We start from the raw sequence: 19,480 nt of genomic DNA on the forward strand, positions 1-19,480 counted from the left end.
GCTCGAAGGAGTGCCCGTGTCCACCGATGCCATCGTCATGCTCAAGCAGGACCACAAGGACGTGCGCGAGCAGTTCCGCGCCTTCCGCAAGCCCGACCAGACCCCCGTCCAGAAGCAGAAGATCGTCGACACGATCCTCGAGCTGCTGACCGTGCACACCTACATCGAGAACGAGGTCATGTACCCCCGCGTGCGGGCCCTGCTGCCCGACCTCGAGGACGACGTGCTCGAGTCCTACGAGGAGCACCACGTCGCCGACGTGCTCGCCATGGAGCTCGCCGCGATGGACGCCACCGACGAGCGCTTCGACGCCAAGACCACCGTGCTCATCGAGAACGTCGAGCACCACATGGCCGAGGAGGAGCAGGACTGGTTCCCCAAGGTCCGCGACGGACTCGGTCGCAAGCAGCTCCAGGAGCTCGGCGAGGAGCTGCTCGCGGCCAGGAAGAAGGCGCCGCGCCGACCCGAGCAGCCCAGCGCCATGAAGAAGGCCGTCGACGCCGTCGTCTCCTGACGGTCCTGCCGCCTGGCGAGGTCACGCGACCTCGCCAGGCCCGCGCCGCCCGGCCGGTGTGTAGCGCAGCGATCTCATGCCGACCGGGTGAGGACGGTCGGCCACCCACCGGGCGACGATGAGGCATCGCCTAGCCCGGGAGGACGCATGACCACCTCGCCCATCACCGCTCCGACCCGCCCGCACGGCTGGAGGTACGGGACCGTGCTCTTCGCGGGAACGGTGCTGCTCGTCTCCGGCGTCCTGGAGTTCCTCCGTGGGCTGTCGGCACTCTTCGACAACACGCTCTACGTCAACACGCCGCGCTACATCTTCGCCTTCGACGTCACGGCCTGGGGATGGATCCACCTCGTCTGGGGCATCGTCCTCGTCGTGGTCGGAGGGCTCATCCTCGCCGAGCGCCCCATCGGCCGGATCCTCGGTCTGGTCCCCGTCTCGCTCGCGATGGTCCTCAACTTCGCCTCGATACCGACCTATCCGTTCTGGTCCATCGTGCTGCTGGCGCTCAACGCCCTCGTCATCTGGGCCCTGTGCACCGCCGGGTTCGCCGACGACGTCGGCTACTGACGCGGGTCGCTCCTCCGGCCGTGAGCGCCTCGGGCGCCGCACGGGCCGGTGGCGTACGCCCGCGTCGTCTGGTCGAGGCGGGGCTGCGCAGTGATCGGCGCGCGTCGTCCGGTCCCGGCGGTCACGCCCGGGAGCCGACTCCGCGCCGGACGCGTACACTCGGGGTGGTAGGCGAGTCCCTGGACCCCGGTCGCGTCCCTCCCGAGAACGTGACCTCGCGCGTCGTCCGGCACCGCCGTCCGCGAGCCAGGTCACGGCTCACATCCCCCGTGCAGCCCTGTGTCGTGCTGGCCGCGACCGGTCGCACACCAACGGGCACCCACCGTGACCCAAGGAGATCGATCGCCGTGACCAGCACCCACCACGACCAGACGACCGGGAGCTCGTTCACCGCGCTCACCCGCCAGGTGCACGACCTCGGGCTGATGCGTCGGCGGTACGCCTACTACTGGACCAGGCTCGTCGGCGCGGTCGTGGCGATGGCGGCCTGGGTGCTCGTCGTCGTGTGGATCGGGGACAGCTGGTGGCAGCTCGCACCCGCTGCTGTCCTCGCAGTGCTCATGACCCAGATCGCCTTCCTCGGCCACGACGCCGCCCATCGCCAGATGTTCCGCTCCGGTCGGATGAACGACTGGGTCAGCCTCGTCGTGGCCAACCTGCTCGTCGGCATCAGCTACGGCTGGTGGCAGAGCAAGCACACCCGCCACCACGGCAACCCGAACAAGGTCGGCTACGACCCCGACATCGCGCCGGGTGTCCTCGCCTTCACCCCCGAGCAGGTTCACAGTTCCGAGCGACCACTCGTCCGGTGGCTCGTGGCCCACCAGGGCTGGTACTTCTTCCCCCTGCTGCTGCTCGAAGGACTGTCGCTGCACTGGGAGGGCATCCACCGCGTCACCGGCCGCCGCCGGGTCGACCGTCGCTGGGTCGAGCTGACCTTCCTCACGATCCGCCTGGCGGGCCTGCCGGTGCTCCTGCTGCTCGTCATGTCGCCGGCGAAGGTCGTCGCCGTCCTCGCCGTCCAGCTCGGCCTCTTCGGCCTCTACATGGGCCTCTCGTTCGCCCCGAACCACATCGGCATGCCACTCGTGGCGCCCGGGCTCAAGCTCGACTTCCTCAACCGCCAGGTCCTCATGAGCCGCAACATCAGCGGTGGCTGGTGGATGTCGGTGCTCCTCGGCGGCCTGAACCACCAGACCGAGCACCACCTCTTCCCGTCGATGGCCCGGCCCCACCTCCGGCGCGTCCAGCCGCTCGTCGTCGCCTACTGCGCGGCCGAGGGAGTGCGCTACACGCAGACGACGCTCTGGACGGCATACGGAAGCGTCATCAGCCACCTCAACACGGTCGGGCTCAAGGACAACGACCCCTTCCTGTGCCCGCTCGTCGCGAGCCGGCGAGCGGTGACCGTGGCGGACGCCCGCTGACGTCTTCGGAGGTCGGGACCGGCGCCATGTCGAGACGTGCGGGCCGGCTCCGTCCCACGGGTGAAGGGCATCCACCCGGGGGCCCGTGACGACGGAGGACGACCGTGCAACCGAACGAGATCACCGAGGTCCTGAACCGACCCGGGGCCCAGGAGATGCTGTCCCGCGACGTGGCCCGCCTGGCCTACGTCGGCACCGACGGCACGCCGCGCGCCATCCCGATCGCCTTCACCTGGAACGGGACCCAGCTGGTCATGTGCACCTCAACGAACGCGCCGAAGCTGCCTGCCCTGCGCCGCGACCCGTCGGTGGCGCTCACCATCGACACCGAGGTGCACCCGCCGACGATGCTGCTCATCCGCGGCACGGCCGAGCTCGACGTCGTCGACGGCATCCCCGAGGAGTACCTCCAGATGAACGGGACCTACACGATGACGCCGGAGCAGCGCGTCGCGTGGGAGGCCGAGGTCCGCTCGCTCTACGACGGGATGGTCCGGATCGTCGTGACCCCGACGTGGGCGAAGCTCATCGACTTCGAGCAGACGCTGCCGAGCGCCGTCGAGGAGCTGGTCCGCGAGCGCGAGCGCCGGCAACAGGGGTGAGTCCGCCGCATCCCGGTCGGGGACCGTCCGGATCCGCTGGCACCGTCGGGCCATGACCACCGCGACGACCTCCGCACCCTTCGCCGACCCGCGCCCGATCACCGACCTGCTCCCCGCCGTGGCGGCCGAGTGCGGGCGCGTCCTCGAGACCGCCGTCGACCGCGACTGGGAAGGGCCCGCGGGTGACCTCGACTGGTCGTGCCGAGACACCACCGCGCACGTGGCGGACGTGCTCTTCTCGTATGCCGGCCAGGTCGTCGCGCAGCCGGACGGGGCCTACCTGCCGATGGAGGTGACGGTCGAGGACGCCGCGACGCCCCGCCGTCTCGTCGCATCCGCCGTGGCGTGCGCGGAGCTGCTGCACCTGGCGTGTGCGGCCGCGCCGGACCGGCTGCGGGCGTGGCACCCGGCCGGCGTCGCGGACGCGGAGGGCTTCGCGGCCATGGGCGTCGTCGAGATGCTCGTGCACACGCACGACATCGCCCTGGGTCTGGGCCTGTGCTGGGCGCCGCCGCCGCAGCTGAGCCGGCCCGTGCTGCCGCGGCTCTTCCCGCAGGCACCCGACGGGGACCCGACGGAGGTCCTCCTGTGGTGCTGCGGCCGGGCGGCCCTCCCGGACCGGCCACGCCTCGACGCCTGGCGCTGGGACCCCACGGTCCGGGGCTGACCGGGAACCGATGCACGGGCGCGGGCAGCACAGAGCCCCCGCTCAGGTGGGCGAGCGGGGGCTCTGTTCGGTGCTGCCCGTCCCCGACGGGCCAGCCTGGGGTACCCCTCCACGAACACCCGAGGCTGTTGCCAGGACGCCCGGAGGCGTCCCTTCACCCTGTAGACGACCGGGGTGCCATTTCATGACAGGGTTTTCGCGTCGAGGTGTCACGAGGTTCCACGCGGTTCCACGAGGTGCGCGGCGCGACCGGCGTCAGGCGGCGGCGTGCTCCCGGGTGGGCAGCGACGTCGGCAGGTCGGTGACGGACGCGCCCTTGTTGCGGCCGAGGAAGTCGTTGGGCAGGGAGAGCCGGATGACCTTCTTCCAGGCCGAGGCGACCTGACGCGGCAGCGAGCCCGTCGTGTAGGTCAGGCCGTACCTGCGGAAGAGGTCCTGCACCTGCGGGGCGATCTCCTGGTAGCGGTTGCTCGGCAGGTCGGGGAAGAGGTGGTGCTCGATCTGGAAGCTGAGGTTGCCGGTCATGAAGTGCATGGCCTTGCTGCCGCTGATGTTGGCCGAGCCGAGCATCTGGCGCAGGTACCACTCGCCGCGGGTCTCCCCCACGATCGAGCGGCGCTCGAACGTCTCGACGCCCTCGGGGAAGTGGCCGCACATGATGACCGAGTGCGTCCAGAGGTTGCGGATGAGGTTGGCCGTGGCGTTCGCGGCGAGCGTGTTGAGGAACGACGGGCCCGACAGCAGCGGGTGGATGACGTAGTCCTTCGTCATCTGGTTGCGGATCTTCTTCAGCGTGACCTTGGCGCGCGCCCGGAAGTCGGGGTCCTGGCGGCGCTCCTTGGTGGCGAGGTTCTTGCCGAGCTCGAGGTCGTAGGCCGCGATGCCGTACTCGAAGAAGCAGGCGTTGACGAAGTTCCACAGCGGCTGCGCGGCGTAGAGCGGCACCCAGCGCTGGTCCTCGTCGACGCGCATGATGCCGTAGCCGAGGTCGTTGTCCTTGCCGATGACGTTCGTGTACGTGTGGTGCAGCTCGTTGTGCGAGTGCTTCCACTGCTCCGACGGGCTGGCGTTGTCCCACTCCCACGTCGTCGAGTGGATCTTCGGGTCGCGCATCCAGTCCCACTGACCGTGCATGACGTTGTGCCCGATCTCCATGTTCTCGATGATCTTGGCGACCGCGAGCCCGGCGGTGCCGACGACCCAGGCGGGCGGGAACATCGACACGAGCAGGACCGCGCGCGAGCCGAGCTCGAGCTTGCGCTGGGTGGCGATGACCTTGCGGATGTAGGCCGCGTCGTCGGCCCCACGGGTGTCGATGACGGACTGGCGGATCGCGTCGAGCTCGACGCCGATCTGCTCGATGTCCTCGGGCGAGAGGTGCCCGATCGGGTTGTGGGCCTTCTTCTGCAGGACGGTCATGGTGACTCCTCTGGTCAGGGGGTCGGGAGGTCTGTGGATCGGATCAGTGGTCGATGACGCAGGCGCCGGCGGCTGCGGAGATGCAGGTCTGGATCGGGACGCCCTGGCCCTCGGTCTCGCCGGGCGTCGCGGTCGTGACGGCACCGGTGCGCAGGTCGCGCACGGCGCCCTCGCGCAGGGGCAGGACGCAGCCGAAGCAGATGCCCATGCGGCACCCGGACGGCATGAGGACGCCGACGGCCTCGGCGGCGTCGAGGATGGGAGTGGAGCCGTCGGCGTCGACGGTCGTGCCCGAGCCGGTGAAGTCGACGGTGCCGCCCTCGCCGACGACGAGCGTCGTGACGCGGAACTGCTCGGTGAGCAGGTCGAGCCCGCGCTCGTCGTGATGGCCCTGGAGCGCGTCGAGCAGCCCGCCGGGACCGCACGCGAGCGTCATCCGCTCATGGAGGTCCGGGACGAGGGTGTCGAGGTCGGCGACGTCGAGGACGCCGTGCTCGTCGTCGTAGCGCGCGACGAGGCGGATGAGCCCGGCCTCGTCGAGGGCGCGGAGGTTGTCGATGAAGATCGAGTGGGGTTCGCTCGGGGCGACGTGCACGACGACGATGTCGTATGCCGCCGAGCGGGCCAGGCGCACGACGCCGCCGTCGGCGACGGGGAAGAGGTTGCGCAGCATGCCGATGACCGGGGTGACGCCGGAGCCCGCGGTGACGAAGAGGAACTTCCCGCCGTCGGTGGGGAGCACGAAGTCGCCCTGGGCCTGCTCGAGGTGCACGAGGGTGCCGGGTCGCGACTCGCGCACGAGGTGGGTGCTGACGAGCCCGTCCGGCACCGCCTTGACGGTGATGGAGATGTTGCCGTCGGCGCGCGGCCCGTGGGTCAGGGAGTACGCCCGCCACTGGCGGATGCCGTCGACGTCGACGCCGATACGGACGTACTGTCCCGGCACGTGGCCAGCCCAGTCGGCCCCGGGGCGGATGACGATGGTGGCGGCGTCGGCCGTCTCCGGGTGCACGGCCACGATGCGTCCACGCAGGTCGGCGCCGGGGCGCAGCGGGTCGAAGAGGTCGAGGTAGTCGGCGGGCAGCAGCGGGGAGGTCGCGCGCTCGGCGAGCTGGAGGAACCGTCGTCGCAGCGACGGGCGGCTAGCTCGGGTCGAGGGTTTCGAGGGCGCGGTCAGGCTCATGCACTCAGCATGACTGACGGGCAAGGGTAAGATCCTGACCGCAGGGCGTGAAGTGTTCGGGAACTCTTGTGCGGAGGGAACAGTCGATGGCCTCAGAAGCGACGAGGGCGACGGTGCGTGGCGCGGCCGACCTGCAGCTGGACCATGCGGTGCTGCGGGTGTTGCGCGAGCGGCTCCCGGCCATCGCGTCGACGACGGTCACGGCCGTCGTCGACGAGGTCCCCGACTACCGGGGCGCCCTCGGCGGGTCCGCCGGCGACACCATCGAGCGCGCCGTGCAGATGGCGATCGCCGGATTCCTCAAGCTCGCGGGCGGCGGAAGCGACGTCGACCCCAGCACCCCGCTGGGCCCGACCCGCGAAGGGGCCTACGCCCTCGGACGCGGCGAGGCACGTGGGGGACGCTCGATGGACAGCCTTCTCGCGGCATACCGAGTCGGTGCCCGCGTCTCGTGGCGCGAGCTCGCCGGGGCCGCCGGTGAGGCCGGCCTGCCCGCGACGACGATGGCGAAGTTCGCCGAGCTGCTCTTCGCCTACATCGACGAGCTGTCTGCGGCGAGCGTCGCGGGCCACACCGACGAGCTGACGACGAGCGGGCGGGTCCGGGACCGCTACCGCGAGCGGCTCGGTCAGCACCTGCTGGCCCGGGCCGGCGTCGACGCGCTGACCGCGGCTGCCGCCCGTGCCGAGTGGACTCCCCCGGCCACGCTGACCGCCGTGCTGCTGCCGGCGGCGCAGGGACGGCGCGCCCTCGCGTCACTCGGGGCCGACACACTCCAGGTCGGCGAGGACCTGCCGGGCGTCGACGACGTCGACCCGGACCATCCCCTGACGCTGCTGCTCGTCCCCGACGCCGACGGGCCCGGCCGCGTCCACCTGCTGCGGGTGCTCGCCGGACGCCACGCCGTCGTCGGGCCGCCGCGCGCCTGGGACGACGCCCGCTCGTCCTACGACCGGGCCGCCCGCACGGCGCGGCTGGTGCGGCCGTCGCGCACCGGAGCCCCGATCGACACCGAGCGGCACCTGACCGACCTCGTCCTCACCGCCGACCCGGACGCCCTCGCCGACCTCCGGGCCCACGCGCTGGAGCCGCTCACCGACCTGCCCGCGAGCACGCGCGACCGGCTCGCCGAGACGCTCCTGTCGTGGCTGCTCCACCAGGGCCGTCGGGACGCGGTCGCCGCCGAGCTCCACGTCCACGCCCAGACGGTCCGCTACCGCATGGGCCAGGTGCGCGAGCTCTACGGCGACCGGCTCCTCGACCCGTCCGTCGTGCGCGAGCTCGTCGTGGCGCTATCGGCTCCCGCCGCAGACGGATCCTGAGCGTCTGTCAGGTCGCCCAGGTCCGGAGCCAGACGGTCTCCTCCAGCTGCTGCAGCCGCTTCAGCGTCTCGTCCGACAGCGCCACGTCGGTGTCGGTGATGACGTAGCCGAGCTCGCCGCGCGTCGAGAGCGACTGGCCGGTGATGTTGGCACCTGCCTCGGAGAGCGTCTGGTTGATCGACGCCAGCACACCCCGGACGTTGTGGTGGAGGTAGCCGGCCCGGAAGCCGCCACCGTCGGCCGGCGGCGCCGACACCTCGGGGAGGTTCACCGACAGGGAGGTGACGCCGGACTGCACGAAGCCGAGCAGCTTGGCGGCGACGAAGGAGCCGATCTCCTCCTGCGCCTCCTGGGTCGACCCGCCGACGTGCGGCGTGAGGATCACGTTGTCGAGCCCCCGCAGCGGTGACTCGAACGGGTCACCCTGCGCCTTGGGCTCGGACGGGAAGACGTCGATGGCCGCGCCGGAGAGGTGGCCGGAGAGGATGTGCGCGCGCAGCGCCAGGTCGTCGACGACCATGCCGCGCGAGGCGTTGATGAAGACCGAGCCGGGCTTCATGAGAGAGAACTGCTCGTCGCCGAAAAGGCCTGCGTTGCCGGGGCGCCCGTCGACGTGGAGGCTGACGATGTCGGACTCGGCAAGCAGCTGTTCGAGCGAGCCGACGCGCCGGGCGTTGCCGTGGGCCAGCCGGTCCGCGGTGTCGTAGAAGACGACGTGCAGCCCGATGGCCTCGGCGACGTTGGACAGCTGGGTGCCAATGTTGCCGTAGCCGACGATGCCGAGCGTCTGGCCGCGCGTCTCGTGGCTCCCCCGCGCGGACTTGTCCCAGATCCCGTCGTGCATCCGCTGCGTCTTCTCGGGGAGTCGGCGGGCCAGGGCGAGCATCTCGCCGATGACCAGCTCGACGACGCTCCTCGTGTTCGAGAAGGGGGCGTTGAAGACGGGGACCCCGTGCGCGGCTGCCGCGGTGAGGTCGACCTGGTTGGTCCCGATGCAGAAGCACCCGACCGCGAGCAGGTCGTCCGCCCGCGCGAGCACCCGCTCGGTCACCTTGGTGTTGGACCGGATGCCCAGCAGGGAGACCCCGACCAGCGCGTCGATGAGCTCGCCCTCGGTGAGGGACCCGGACCGGACCTCGACCTCGTGGCCGTTGCTTCGAAAGGCTTCGACGGCAACGGGGTGCACGTTCTCCAGCAGCAGGACCTTCACGGGCGCCTCCTTGTCCGGGGCAGGACGGTTTGTGGTGCAAGCGGGTCGGTGGGCAGCGGCTCGAGCACGCCTGCCACACCTGGTTCGACCGACCCGATGGTGTCACGCATGCTCCGGTCGGGCTCACGTGGCCACCCCTTGGAAAGCCCACCGGGGTGGCCTGCCGCCGCTTGCTACGTTCTTCGCGTGGAGATCACGCGTATCGCAGCGGACGACTGGGAGCAGTTCCGAGCAGTCCGGCTCGCGTCGCTGTCCGAGGCACCGGGAGCCTTCGGCTCTCGGCACGCCGACTGGGTCGACGCCCCTGCCGAGCGCTGGCGCTCCCGCCTGACCCAGGTGCCGCTGACCCTCCTGGCCCACGAGGAGGGGACGGTGGTGGGGGTCGTCAGCGGACAGCCGGCCGACGAGACGTGGGTCGAGCTCATCTCGATGTGGGTGGCCCCGGAGGCGCGCGGCACGGGGCTGGCGGGGCAGCTCATCTGCGCGGTCGTGGACTGGGCAACCGCCCAGGACAGGGCGACCTACCTCATGGTCCGCCGCGACAACGTCCGCGCCCGCCGGGCCTACGAGCGGGTCGGTTTCGTCGACACCGGCGTCCCGGAGTGGTGGCCGGCCGACGAGCCCCCGGAGCACCGGATGGAGCTGCGCGGCTGACGTCGGGACGACCCGGCACCGGCTGGGGGTGGGGTCCCAGGCACCCCTCCATGAGCAGACCCGGGACCCCTGACGTCGGCAACTCGGGGTGAACCGCCGTCACCTGGAAGACGATCGAGCGCCCGGATCATGACGCAGTTTTCGATCGGCGTGGCGCGCAGGAATCGTTCAGCCGGGTGTGGCACTGTCGCTCTCGCGCGCCCGTCGATGCTCCCCTGTCTCGACGGGCGCGCTCACGCCCCAGCGGCAACCCCCCTGCCGCTGGCGCACCCGGCGCGGCCCGCTCACCCCACCCGAGCGGGCCGCGCCCAGCTAGCTCGTCGGGTCCCGACCGCCCGGTGCCGAGGCGTAGGGTGGAGTCATCTCAGGCAGGACGACCCCAGACCGTGGCGTCGGGCTTGTGGTCCATGCCGCAGAACGAGGTTGCACGTGACGACGTCCCGCCCGGATCCAGCAGTCGCCCGGGTCCTTCTCCAGCTCGCTGAGGAGCCTCAGCCTCCGGGAGCGGACGGACTCGTGAGCTCCCTGACGCGGTTGTGCGCCGCGTTGGTGCGCCACCTGCCGGCGTCGGGATCAGGGATCAGCCTCGTGGGTGAGGGACATGGCTCAGTCGGGATCGCTGCTGCTGCAGGGCCCCGCAGCCGCAGCCTGGAGGAGTTGCAGTTCACTCTGGGCGAGGGCCCGTGCCTCGATGCGCATGCGGCGCGGCGAGCGATGTTCGAGCCCGACCTCGCAGGAGCCGGGTCGCACCGCTGGCCGATCTACGGACCCCGGGCCGCCGAGCTCGGGGTGGGCGCGGTCTTCGCGTTCCCGCTGCAGGTCGGCTCAGTACGCGTGGGGGTGCTGGACATCTACCGGCAGCAGGCGGGGCCGCTCACCGCCGAGGCACTGGCGTCGGGCTACACCTTCGCCGAGGTCGCCCTCCGGTTGCTGCTCCAGGGACAGGCCGAGTCCCCCGGGGGACGGGCACCTGTGGGACTGGACGACGCCCTGGCCTACCGCATGGAGGTCTACCAGGCCCAGGGAATGGTCATGGTCGACCTCGGGGTCAGGTCGGACGAGGCGATGGCACGTCTGCGTGGACACGCCTTCGGGACCGGCCAGGACATCACAGCCGTGGCCCGCAGCGTCATCGACGGCACGCTCCGCCTGCAACGAGACCATCCACCTCCAGATCCCGAGGACCAGCCATGACCCCTCGAACAGGTCTGTGGACCGCCCGCCACGTGCCCCTCACGCTGAAAGGAGCCGAGCGCTCGTGATCGCCATCGACAAGCTCACCGACGTCTTCGTCGCCGTCGCCGACACCCTGATCGCCGACTTCGACATCATCGAGTTCCTCGAGCTCGTCGCCCAGAAGGCTGCCACCATCAGCACGGCCAGCGCGGCCGGGATCGTGCTGGGCGACCCGACGGGGCGACTGCAGTTCGTCGCCGCCTCAGAGGAGTCAGTCCGGCTCCTCGAGGCCCTTGCGGTCCAGAGCGAGAACGGTCCGTGCCAGGACTGCTTTCGCACCAGCGAGCCGGTGGTCAACACCGACCTGCGTGACACCGAGGCACTGCGGCGGTGGCCGGCGTTCGCCGACCTCGCCGTGTCGATGGGCTACGAGTCCGTGCACGCGCTCCCGCTGCGCCACCAGGGCACCGCGATCGGCGCGCTGACGCTGCTCAGCGTCCACGCGCACCCCCTCGAGGACGCGGAGGTGAAGGTCATCCAGGCCGTGGCCGACATTGCCACGATCGGCATCCTGCAGGAGCGCTCCATCCGCGCGAGCGGCATTCTCACCGAGCAGCTGCAGTACGCCCTGGTGAGCCGGATCAGCATCGAGCAGGCCAAGGGCATCCTGTCGCGCATCCACGGCATCAGCGTCGACGACGCGTTCACGCTCCTGCGCTCCTACGCCCGCAGCGCAGGGCTCGGTCTGAGCGCCGTCGCGACCGAGATCGTCAACGACCCCGAGCGACACCCCGTGCTCACGAGGCCGCCGACCTGATCCTCCCGGTCCTGACCTGCGCGCCTCCGACGATCCCGACGAGTGCTGCCAACCCGCGCGGCGGCCACCGATCAGGAGTACCGTCGAGACAGGTACCCCAGACCCCGGCACCTCCGACATCGTCGAGCGAGCCGAGGTCCCATGGTCTTCATGCCGAGCCGTACCGGCCGGGCTGGTGACTGCCTGCGAGATCGCAGGACCGGTCCCCTGAACCCGCATCGACGGCTTCCGGGCGCCCCCGATGGCTGGTGGGGCCACACCGGACACCATGTGATTCGCCGAGGGCGGCCAGTCCACACGTGCGCCCTCGACCACCCCTCCAGGAGAAGCCATGAGCCGACAACCGGTTGATCGCACCCGGTCCCGCCGAGAACCCCCGCCCCTCGAGGACGGCCGGCTGCGTGACGAGATCGAGCTGCTGCTCGACGTCATCGTCACCGCCTCCGAGCATCCTCACCATCTCTCCCCTCAGGAGATCGACGCCGCCCTCCATCTCCCCACCACCCCGATGGCCTGGCCATCGACGCGGCAGCGCGTCGGCTGACGAGGGCGTATGCCGTGCCGCCGCGCCAGGGCCCATCGTCTCGACGGGAACCGCCCGTGGTGGGTGGAATGTGGCGATGAGGCCCCGGGACGGAGCCGCGGGTCCCGTCGACCGCGATGCCATCGCGGCTGATCTGGACCGGTGTCGTGCCGACCTGCTCGTGCTCCTCGACACCGCCACCCGCGCGGAGCTGCGTGGGCCCAGTAGCGGCACCAGGTGGACGAACGAGCAGCTGCTGTTCCACATGGTGTTCGGCTTTCTCGTCGTGCGCCGCCTGCTCCCGCTCGTACGACTCATGTCCGTGGCCCCGGACTGGGTCGACCGCGGCTTCGCCGCCGTGCTCGAGGCGGGCCGGGCGCCTTTCCACTGGGTGAACTACGCGGGCTCATGCGGGGGTGCACTCGTTTTCGACCACACCCGGATGGGACGCCTGTGCGCCCACACCGTCGACCGCCTGGTCGTAAGCCTCATGCAGGAGCCCGAAGAGGTGCTCGGTCGCGGGATGCGGTTCCCGACGAGCTGGGACCCGTACTTCCAGCGACGCATGACGGTGGCTGCCGTCTACGCCTACCCCGTCCTGCACTACGACCACCATCGCCGGCAGCTCACGCTCGGCGGGTAGTGGCCAGGGTGGCGGGACGCGTCCCCGAGGGATGGCGGAGGAGAAGGAAGGACGATGTGCCGGATACCGAGTACGTGTGCCCACTCAGGTGGATCGGGGTAGGTAAGGACCAGCGTGATGCGTTCGGCGGGGCGACGCATTCTCACCACATCCCGATGCTAGGAGTCGCCGTGATCGCCTTGGCCCTGAGTGCCCCCGTGCTGGGTTTCGGCCTGCTGCTGACGCTGCAGTGGTTCGAGGAGCGTGTCATCGCCACCGACACCGGCAGGGTGGCCCCCCAGACTCGTGGGTAGTGCGGCAGACACCCGGCCTCCGAGTGTGGCGGCATGGACGGCGTGCGCAGCGAGCCGCACCGCCGGCGATCGGGCGGATGCGCGTTGACGATGTGCGTGGGCGCCCGGGCACCTCGCCGTCGAGCCACGTCTCCAGACGCCCCAGCGACAGAAGGAGAACGAGTCCCCCGAGCGGGGTCAGAATCGTGAGCAGCGTCATGTCCGTTCCTGGTGGCAGCCGACCGTCGTGTACGACCGGTCTCTGTCTGACGACGCCACCGACCGGACCGCATGACGAGCGCCGGTCGGGCACGGTCACCCCATGAGCGCGCCCGAGCGTTCCGGGACCGGCGCGGGCCACACCGCCGAGGACGTCGCGGACCTCATTCCCATGGTGCGTCGGATCGTGTACGCCAGGGTGGGCTCCCACCCGTCGGCCGAGGACCTCGTGCAGGAGACGCTGACCCGAGTCCTCTCCGCAGCCTCGACGATCGAGCCCGGCATGCTCGAGCCCTACGCGATCGTGACGGCCCGGAACGTCGTCTCCACGCTGTGGCGGGACATCGACCGCAAGCGCCGCAACCAGCACCGGCTCGTCGACCTCAGCGCCCCGGAGCCACCTGAGAGGCAGGTGGTTCTCGAGGAGGAGCAGTCGGCGATGGCCACGGCTCTGGCTCGGCTCGACGAGCGGGAACGGCGGGCGCTGCTCGACCACGAGGTCGACGGGACCGACACGCACGCCCTGGCCGCTCGCCACGGCACGAGTGCCGGTGCGGTGGCCGCGCAGCTCAACCGAACCAGGGCACGGCTGCGCGTCGAGTACCTGCTGGCGCTCGAGCACGTCGACCCACCGACCGATCGCTGTCGCCCGGTCCTGATCGCCCTGAGCAGCGGCGACCAACGGCGTCAGCGTGAGGTTCGGGCAGCCCAGCACCTTCTCGAGTGCGAGCCGTGTGCCCGGCTGAGCCAGCCGCTGCTCGATCGCGGCCAGCAACGCGACGACTGTCTGCGCGTCGCCGTGAGCACAGACGCCGACATCGTGTCGGCCCGCCGGGCTGCCCGCGAGATGGCTTCCCGTCTGGACTTCGGCACCACCGAGCTGACGGTGATCGCGACGGCCGTCTCGGAGGTGTGCCGCAACATCGTCCGTTTCGCAGGCGCCGGAGAGATCGTCGTCGAGCTGCTCGAGGGGCCGATGCGCGGGATCCAGATCGTCGCGCGCGACGGCGGTCCCGGCATCGCAGACATCGACCGAGCGCTGGGCGACGGCTTCAGCACCTACGGAGGGCTGGGTCTCGGCCTTCCCGGGGTGAGGCGACTGATGGACGAGTTCGCCATCGCGAGCGAGCCCGGTCACGGCACCACCGTGACGATGACCAAGTGGGAGAGGACCGACCATGAACGACCGACCTGAGGAGCGACGGCAGATGCAGCCCGTACCCCATCCTGATCACGACTCCGCGCACTCCGGCCCCGGCGGTCACCTCCTGTCGCAGCTGGTGGCCCACCTTCGAGAGCATCGGACCCGCCTTCAGGAGGAGTGGTCGCAGCGCATCCAGCAAGCGCACCTGCTGACTGCCATGACGCCCCAGGAGATGGCGGCCGAGACCACGTCGGTCTACGACAACTACGTCGAGGTGCTCGAGACCGGCAACGTCGAAGCTCTGCAGCACTATGCACGGGACCTCTCGGAGCGCATCATCCCGCGAGGCGTCGAGACCCATGAGGTCGTCGGCATCGTGCTGCTCCTCCGCGACGTCCTCGCCCGGTCACTCTTCGAGAAGTACCAGCGGGACTTCTCCATGCTCAACGAGGTGCTCGACGCCTACGAGCCCGCGGCCAACCGCATCGCCAACACGGTCGCCGTCAGCTTCGTCGACGAACGCGAGCGCGTCATCCGCCAGCAGCAGGACGCCATCCGTGAGCTGTCCACCCCGGTGCTTCCCGTCCGGGAGAGGCTCCTGATCCTGCCGATCATCGGCGTGCTGGACAGCGAACGCGCGCGACAGCTCACAGAGCAGCTCCTCTCCGGCATCCGCAAGCACCGCGCGAAGGTCGTCGTCATCGACATCACCGGCTCCCCCGACGTCGACGAGTCGGTGGCGAACCACCTCGTGCAGACCGTCGACGCGTCACGCCTGATGGGCGCGAGCGTCATCATCACGGGTCTCTCCCCCAAGATCGCGCAGACCCTCGTCACCATCGGGGTGGACCTCAGCAAGATGAACACCATCGGTGACCTGCAAGGGGGTCTCGAGGAGGCCGAGCGGCTCCTCGGCTACACCGTGACCCGGAAGGAGGTCAGCACCAGCTCGTGAACGGCGGACCGGCGCTCGTCTCCATCATGCGGCAGGGATCGACCCTGATCGCGTCGGTGCACACTGCCCTGAACGACTCCGAGCTCATCAGGTTCGAGCACGACCTCGTCGACCAGATCGGTGAACACCGCTCCCGCGGCGTCATCATCGACGTCGCGGCCCTGGACGTCATCGACTCCTTCGCTGCTCTCACCCTGCGGCGGATCGCGGAGATGGCGCGCCTTCGAGGGGCGGTGACCGTCCTCGTCGGCATCCAGCCGGAGGTGGCCTTCACCATGGTCCGCCTCGGCATGGGCACCGGCGCCGTCCCGACCGCGCTGGACCTCGAGGAGGGCCTCGCGCTTCTCGCCGAGCACGGGTCGAACCGTTCGGCTCCTGACGCATCCGAGGCTTGACGGATCACGATGCCCGGACAGGCGAGGGACCACATCAGCCAGGAGGACTTCAGACAGAACTACAGCCTGACCCTCCGTCGCTTCCTCCCCCGTCGCGACGAGGCTGCCAGGGAGGCGGCCTACGACCTGGGGCGCCGAGCCTTCACCGGAGGCATCAGCCTCCTCGATGTCTGTCGGGTGCACCACGACTCGAGCCTCGAGCTGTTGGACGAGACACGCGCCGCGGACCACCACGAGATCTTCGAGACGGCGGGTGAGCTGCTGCTCGAGGTGCTCGCGGCATACGACATGACCAACCGGAGCGTGCTCGACCCCTGAGCCGCGCCCCGGACGCCTTGGGGGTGATGGCATGACGTGGCAGTCCCCGAGATTCGGAGGGTCACGACGCCGGGGGCCGTGCATCAGGACGCATGCCGTCGACCCGACCCCGCGTCATGCCATGACGGCGACGGACTCTTCAGGTGTGACCGACGGCCCACGAGGCCGGTAAGCAGACCGATCAAGGAGTCACACCCATGAAGCTGACCACCAAGCTGTGCGCCGCCGGAGCAACGTTGGCCACGACCGCTGCGCTGGGCCTCATGCCCGCTGCCACCGCGTCCGCGGCACCGTCCGCTGCTCCGTCGGCCGCCCCGGCAGCCAGCACGCCTCGGACCACGGCGACATCGACGATCAACCAGGTCATCGCCGGGGTCGGCACGTTCGCCGGCTCGTTCACGCCGACGGCGTTCACCAACCAGAACGGGCAGCTCGCGGTGACCGGCGTCGTCACCGGCACGCTCACGACCCTGACGGGGGCGGTCGTGCCCGTCACCCAGACCGTCACGACCACAGTGGCCGGCGCGACGGCGGCGGGCTCCTGCGACATCCTCAACCTCGTTCTCGGACCGCTGCACCTCGACGTCCTCGGACTCGTCGTGGACCTCAACCAGGTCGTGCTGAACATCACCGGTGCAACCGGCGCCGGCAACCTGCTTGGCAACCTGCTCTGCGCCATCACCGGGCTGCTCGACGGCAGCGGTGTCAACGGGCTCGCCACCTTGCTGAACCGCCTGCTCGGCCTCTGACGGCTGCTCGCCCCGCTGCAACCCACGGGTCTGATCTCACCCGAGGAGGGGGCGCCGGTCCGTCACGGGCCGACGCCCCCTCCGCCCCGGCTGCTTTCCTGCACGACCGCATCGGTGCCTCGGCGCTTGTCGCTGCGCCGTGTCAGTCGAAGAGGCGCAGCAGGAGGTGCCGGTTCTTCGGCGCCCAGATCAGCTCGCGGAACTGGTCCACGGGTCCGACCGGCCATCGGTGCGCGTGGCACCGCACCTCTTGATCACCGCCAGAGGGTTTCGCGTCCGCGCGACACCTCCTTGCCCGACACGTCCCGCCTCCACGGCGTCGCGACGGGTGCCGCCCGCGGAGGCCCGTCTCAGGGGATCACGAGACACCCCCGACCCAGACGGGGCATAGTTCCTGAAGGGGGTCTCCCCCGGCCGCTCGAGGGCACCTGGTGCCGGGTTCCCAGGGTCGGCGCGGTCCTCGGGATCAGCCCCGTGGGCGAGCACGTGCTGCTGGGTCGCATCCCGAAGACCGTCGAAGGAAGGGCCACGCATGAACACCGAGAGCCGGCACCTGGTCTTCGGCGACGACGGATCAGCGGCCGCCGATGTCGTCTGGTTGTGGATCAACAACCACCCTTGGCCGGGGTGGCGCATCTCCGTGGTCACGGCGAAGCGGATCCCTCTGACAGCCTCGGTCGGCCCTGAGCGGTCATCCCCACACCCCTGGGACCCGCCAGCACCGCGACGTCTGTTCGCCGACGGCGCGACGCCGGTGGAGCACCTGATGGCGGAGGCCGACCCTCGGCTCGTCCTGGACTCGTTCAGCGACGCGGCGCTGATGGCCATCGGACCCCGTGGCACGGGACGGCTGAAGCACCTGTTCATCGGTAGCACGGCTGAATGGCTGATCTCGGCGCATCGCCCTCTCACGCCACTGGTCATCGTGCGATCGGCACGCCCCAGCCGACAGGTGCTGCTCTGCGTCGACGGCTCGGTCCACGCCCAGCGGGCGGCAGAGACTCTCGCCAGCCTCCCGTGGATCGACACGACCGAGGTCACGGTCCTGGGCGTCAGCGAGGAGCACGCGGACGTCGAGCGGGGGGTGGAGCAGGCTGTGCGACTCCTCGAGACCCGCGGGGTCACGCTCTCCGGCACCCGGCTGCTGGCGGCACTGCCCCACACGGCGACCTTCGACGTCCGGGCGACGATCCTCGACACCATTGCCGCTGACGGCCCCGACCTGGTCGTGATGGGCACACGAGGCATCGGTGGGCTCCGTCGTACCGTCCTCGGATCCACCGCGCACGCCGTCATCCACCATGCTCCGTGCTCCGTGCTCATCGCCCGTGCGCCTGAGGAGAGCGGCGACCACTGACTCCTCCGCGGCGGAGTCCTGGGGCTGGACGCGAGCCACGCGGACTGGCCGTTGCCCGAGGCACGGGCGCCTGGCTGGTTCCCTTGCCGTTCCGCGCGCCGGGAGGCGTGCGGGTTCCGAGGGAGGGCGCGACGGATCGGCCACCGCGCCCGGCGTTCCGGTGGCTGGTGTCAGCCGAGGAGGGAGAGGCTGCGCGCGGCGGTGTACAGGGCGACGCAGACGAGCAGGACGGCGAAGGCGATGGTGAGGTGTCGCGGGTTGGCCCGGGACGCGATGCGCCCTCCGATGAGGCTGCCGACGACGGCGGCGGCCGTGAACGTCGCGATGAGCGCCCAGTCGAGGTTGCTGCTCGTGTGGGTGACGCGCGCGGTCAGCGCGGTGGCGCTGTTGACGGCGATGACGAGCAGCGAGGTGCCGACCGCGGTGGGCATGGGGAAGCCGAGGGCCAGGACGAGGGCCGGTACGAGCGCGAATCCCCCTCCGACACCGAAGAACCCGGTCAGCAGACCGACGAGGGTGGCAGTCACGACGACCTTGGCGACGCGTGGGCAGGCGCAGCTGAACGGGTGAAGCGTGATCATCGGCTCGACCGTCGGGTCCAGCGGTGTCGACCGCTCAGCGGGGTCGAGGACACGACGAAGCATGAGCGCTGCGACGAGGAGCATGAGGGCTGCGAACGCGAGCAGCAGGGTGTTGGGGGCCACGGACCGTGAGAGGGCTGTGCCCGCGAACGCGCCTGCGGTGCCGAGGGCACCGAAGAGCAGCCCTTGCGCGAACCTGACGCGGCCGGCCCGGGCGTGCGGTACGAGCGCGATGAGCGAGGTGATCCCCACGATGATGAGCGAGCTGGTCGTCGCGTCACGCGGGTCCTGGTCGAGGACATAGACCAGGGCTGGGACGGTGAGGATGGAGCCGCCTCCGCCCAGAGCCCCGAGGGCGAGACCGATCAGCACGCCGAGCGGTATGGCCAGCAGGGACATGAGATGGAGCTCCTTCGAGCTACTGGTGATGGGGGACGTCGGGCTCGGGATCGGATCCGGGAGGTCCGTGGGGGCGGACTCCCGGGCTGGACCCGCCCGGGCACAGACCGGGTGGGCGGTGATGGGGCCGAAGGCGAGCGACCCGCCGCCGACCGCGCGGCTCAGCGGCCGCCGAAGATGCGGCTGAGGAAGCCGCCCCCGCTGCCCTCCGAGGAGGCAGAGACGTGGCCGAGGCAGCGCTGGCCGGCGGGAACGTTGCGCATGACCTGGTCGACGTGCTGGCCGCATCCGGCCCAGGTGGTCTTGCCGCAGGTCCTGCAGGTGGCGGGACGACACATGATGGATCTCCTTGTCTACCGTCGGTGTT

23 protein-coding genes are annotated in these 19,480 nt (G+C 70.5%); 18 read left to right on the forward strand and 5 right to left on the reverse strand.

What is annotated here, in order from left to right; all coding sequences use genetic code 11:
- Positions 1–16 precede the first annotated feature (16 nt).
- The 5 genes from ACSSS0_RS01660 (at position 17) to ACSSS0_RS01680 (ending at position 3,777) form a co-directional block, all read left to right on the forward strand.
- Positions 17–514, forward strand: coding sequence for a hemerythrin domain-containing protein (locus ACSSS0_RS01660; protein WP_487229812.1), 498 nt, complete (start codon positions 17–19; stop codon positions 512–514).
- Between the two features lie 147 nt (positions 515–661).
- Complete coding sequence (locus tag ACSSS0_RS01665; protein WP_487229813.1) at positions 662–1,081, forward strand: DUF7144 family membrane protein; 420 nt, start codon at positions 662–664, stop codon at positions 1,079–1,081.
- A 347-nt stretch (positions 1,082–1,428) separates the two neighbouring features.
- Positions 1,429–2,508: a fatty acid desaturase family protein gene (locus tag ACSSS0_RS01670; RefSeq protein WP_487229814.1), complete on the forward strand. Its 1,080-nt coding sequence runs from the start codon at positions 1,429–1,431 to the stop codon at positions 2,506–2,508.
- A 104-nt stretch (positions 2,509–2,612) separates the two neighbouring features.
- Positions 2,613–3,110 carry a pyridoxamine 5'-phosphate oxidase family protein gene (locus tag ACSSS0_RS01675; RefSeq protein WP_487229815.1) on the forward strand — a complete coding sequence of 166 codons (498 nt, stop codon included), beginning with the start codon at positions 2,613–2,615 and terminating at the stop codon, positions 3,108–3,110.
- A gap of 52 nt (positions 3,111–3,162) precedes the next feature.
- Positions 3,163–3,777, forward strand: coding sequence for a maleylpyruvate isomerase N-terminal domain-containing protein (locus tag ACSSS0_RS01680; RefSeq protein WP_487229816.1), 615 nt, complete (start codon positions 3,163–3,165; stop codon positions 3,775–3,777).
- Between the two features lie 255 nt (positions 3,778–4,032).
- Here ACSSS0_RS01680 and ACSSS0_RS01685 read toward each other — a convergent pair whose 3' ends face one another.
- Together ACSSS0_RS01685 and ACSSS0_RS01690 are read right to left on the reverse strand one after the other, a co-directional pair.
- Complete coding sequence (locus ACSSS0_RS01685; RefSeq protein ID WP_487229817.1) at positions 4,033–5,196, reverse strand: fatty acid desaturase family protein; 1,164 nt, start codon at positions 5,194–5,196, stop codon at positions 4,033–4,035.
- A gap of 43 nt (positions 5,197–5,239) precedes the next feature.
- Positions 5,240–6,379 carry a ferredoxin reductase gene (locus ACSSS0_RS01690; RefSeq protein ID WP_487229818.1) on the reverse strand — a complete coding sequence of 380 codons (1,140 nt, stop codon included), beginning with the start codon at positions 6,377–6,379 and terminating at the stop codon, positions 5,240–5,242.
- A gap of 86 nt (positions 6,380–6,465) precedes the next feature.
- Between ACSSS0_RS01690 and ACSSS0_RS01695 the strand changes: the two genes are divergently transcribed.
- Positions 6,466–7,701 carry a PucR-like N-terminal domain-containing protein gene (locus ACSSS0_RS01695; protein ID WP_487229819.1) on the forward strand — a complete coding sequence of 412 codons (1,236 nt, stop codon included), beginning with the start codon at positions 6,466–6,468 and terminating at the stop codon, positions 7,699–7,701.
- 7 nt (positions 7,702–7,708) lie between these two features.
- Here the strand turns inward: ACSSS0_RS01695 and serA are convergent, their stop codons facing one another.
- The gene (serA, locus tag ACSSS0_RS01700; RefSeq protein WP_487229820.1) at positions 7,709–8,911 is read right to left on the reverse strand and encodes a phosphoglycerate dehydrogenase; all 1,203 of its coding nucleotides are present in this window, start codon (positions 8,909–8,911) and stop codon (positions 7,709–7,711) included.
- A 186-nt stretch (positions 8,912–9,097) separates the two neighbouring features.
- Between serA and ACSSS0_RS01705 the strand changes: the two genes are divergently transcribed.
- The 12 genes from ACSSS0_RS01705 to ACSSS0_RS01760 all read left to right on the forward strand — a co-directional run bounded on the left by ACSSS0_RS01705 (position 9,098) and on the right by ACSSS0_RS01760 (position 18,133).
- Positions 9,098–9,565, forward strand: coding sequence for a GNAT family N-acetyltransferase (locus tag ACSSS0_RS01705; protein WP_487229821.1), 468 nt, complete (start codon positions 9,098–9,100; stop codon positions 9,563–9,565).
- Positions 9,566–10,222: 657 nt separating this feature from the next.
- Entirely contained in the window at positions 10,223–10,759 is a 537-nt protein-coding gene (locus ACSSS0_RS01710) for an ANTAR domain-containing protein (protein ID WP_487229822.1), read from the forward strand.
- Positions 10,760–10,823: 64 nt separating this feature from the next.
- Positions 10,824–11,558 (forward strand): GAF and ANTAR domain-containing protein, encoded by a 735-nt coding sequence (locus ACSSS0_RS01715; RefSeq protein WP_487229823.1) that lies wholly within the window; start codon positions 10,824–10,826, stop codon positions 11,556–11,558.
- Between the two features lie 331 nt (positions 11,559–11,889).
- Positions 11,890–12,102 carry a hypothetical protein gene (locus ACSSS0_RS01720; RefSeq protein WP_487229824.1) on the forward strand — a complete coding sequence of 71 codons (213 nt, stop codon included), beginning with the start codon at positions 11,890–11,892 and terminating at the stop codon, positions 12,100–12,102.
- 76 nt (positions 12,103–12,178) lie between these two features.
- Positions 12,179–12,724, forward strand: coding sequence for a DinB family protein (locus tag ACSSS0_RS01725; protein WP_487229825.1), 546 nt, complete (start codon positions 12,179–12,181; stop codon positions 12,722–12,724).
- Between the two features lie 170 nt (positions 12,725–12,894).
- Positions 12,895–13,017: a hypothetical protein gene (locus tag ACSSS0_RS01730; protein WP_435985639.1), complete on the forward strand. Its 123-nt coding sequence runs from the start codon at positions 12,895–12,897 to the stop codon at positions 13,015–13,017.
- A 301-nt stretch (positions 13,018–13,318) separates the two neighbouring features.
- A complete protein-coding gene (locus tag ACSSS0_RS01735; protein ID WP_487229826.1) occupies positions 13,319–14,410 on the forward strand; it encodes a sigma-70 family RNA polymerase sigma factor in 1,092 nt (363 codons plus the stop codon).
- Positions 14,411–14,576: 166 nt separating this feature from the next.
- Positions 14,577–15,314, forward strand: coding sequence for an STAS domain-containing protein (locus tag ACSSS0_RS01740; RefSeq protein WP_435985637.1), 738 nt, complete (start codon positions 14,577–14,579; stop codon positions 15,312–15,314).
- Complete coding sequence (locus ACSSS0_RS01745) at positions 15,311–15,709, forward strand: STAS domain-containing protein (RefSeq protein WP_487229827.1); 399 nt, start codon at positions 15,311–15,313, stop codon at positions 15,707–15,709. The genes ACSSS0_RS01740 and ACSSS0_RS01745 overlap by 4 nt, the downstream gene beginning before the upstream one ends.
- 9 nt (positions 15,710–15,718) lie before the next feature.
- Positions 15,719–16,027: a phosphatase RsbU N-terminal domain-containing protein gene (locus tag ACSSS0_RS01750; RefSeq protein WP_487229828.1), complete on the forward strand. Its 309-nt coding sequence runs from the start codon at positions 15,719–15,721 to the stop codon at positions 16,025–16,027.
- 197 nt (positions 16,028–16,224) lie between these two features.
- Entirely contained in the window at positions 16,225–16,776 is a 552-nt protein-coding gene (locus tag ACSSS0_RS01755) for an ABC transporter substrate-binding protein (RefSeq protein WP_487229829.1), read from the forward strand.
- 532 nt (positions 16,777–17,308) lie between these two features.
- Positions 17,309–18,133: a universal stress protein gene (locus ACSSS0_RS01760; protein WP_487229830.1), complete on the forward strand. Its 825-nt coding sequence runs from the start codon at positions 17,309–17,311 to the stop codon at positions 18,131–18,133.
- 170 nt (positions 18,134–18,303) lie between these two features.
- On the opposite strand, the gene ACSSS0_RS01765 is transcribed toward ACSSS0_RS01760, so the two are convergent.
- Both ACSSS0_RS01765 and ACSSS0_RS01770 read right to left on the reverse strand, forming a co-directional pair.
- Positions 18,304–19,113, reverse strand: coding sequence for a sulfite exporter TauE/SafE family protein (locus ACSSS0_RS01765; protein WP_487229831.1), 810 nt, complete (start codon positions 19,111–19,113; stop codon positions 18,304–18,306).
- Positions 19,114–19,274: 161 nt separating this feature from the next.
- Entirely contained in the window at positions 19,275–19,451 is a 177-nt protein-coding gene (locus tag ACSSS0_RS01770) for a hypothetical protein (RefSeq protein WP_487229832.1), read from the reverse strand.
- Positions 19,452–19,480 lie beyond the last annotated feature (29 nt).

Source organism: Terrabacter sp. R4-6, assembly GCF_057529065.1.

Coding starts and splice junctions, on each gene's coding strand:
- ACSSS0_RS01665 (WP_487229813.1), top strand. CDS start 662: ATGACCACCTCGCCCATCACCGCTCCGACCCGCCCGCACGGCTGGAGG.
- ACSSS0_RS01680 (WP_487229816.1), top strand. CDS start 3,163: ATGACCACCGCGACGACCTCCGCACCCTTCGCCGACCCGCGCCCGATC.
- ACSSS0_RS01685 (WP_487229817.1), bottom strand. CDS start 5,196: ATGACCGTCCTGCAGAAGAAGGCCCACAACCCGATCGGGCACCTCTCG.
- ACSSS0_RS01690 (WP_487229818.1), bottom strand. CDS start 6,379: ATGAGCCTGACCGCGCCCTCGAAACCCTCGACCCGAGCTAGCCGCCCG.
- ACSSS0_RS01695 (WP_487229819.1), top strand. CDS start 6,466: ATGGCCTCAGAAGCGACGAGGGCGACGGTGCGTGGCGCGGCCGACCTG.
- ACSSS0_RS01720 (WP_487229824.1), top strand. CDS start 11,890: ATGAGCCGACAACCGGTTGATCGCACCCGGTCCCGCCGAGAACCCCCG.
- ACSSS0_RS01725 (WP_487229825.1), top strand. CDS start 12,179: ATGAGGCCCCGGGACGGAGCCGCGGGTCCCGTCGACCGCGATGCCATC.
- ACSSS0_RS01735 (WP_487229826.1), top strand. CDS start 13,319: ATGAGCGCGCCCGAGCGTTCCGGGACCGGCGCGGGCCACACCGCCGAG.
- ACSSS0_RS01740 (WP_435985637.1), top strand. CDS start 14,577: ATGACGCCCCAGGAGATGGCGGCCGAGACCACGTCGGTCTACGACAAC.
- ACSSS0_RS01750 (WP_487229828.1), top strand. CDS start 15,719: ATGCCCGGACAGGCGAGGGACCACATCAGCCAGGAGGACTTCAGACAG.
- ACSSS0_RS01755 (WP_487229829.1), top strand. CDS start 16,225: ATGAAGCTGACCACCAAGCTGTGCGCCGCCGGAGCAACGTTGGCCACG.
- ACSSS0_RS01760 (WP_487229830.1), top strand. CDS start 17,309: ATGAACACCGAGAGCCGGCACCTGGTCTTCGGCGACGACGGATCAGCG.
- ACSSS0_RS01765 (WP_487229831.1), bottom strand. CDS start 19,113: ATGTCCCTGCTGGCCATACCGCTCGGCGTGCTGATCGGTCTCGCCCTC.
- ACSSS0_RS01770 (WP_487229832.1), bottom strand. CDS start 19,451: ATGTGTCGTCCCGCCACCTGCAGGACCTGCGGCAAGACCACCTGGGCC.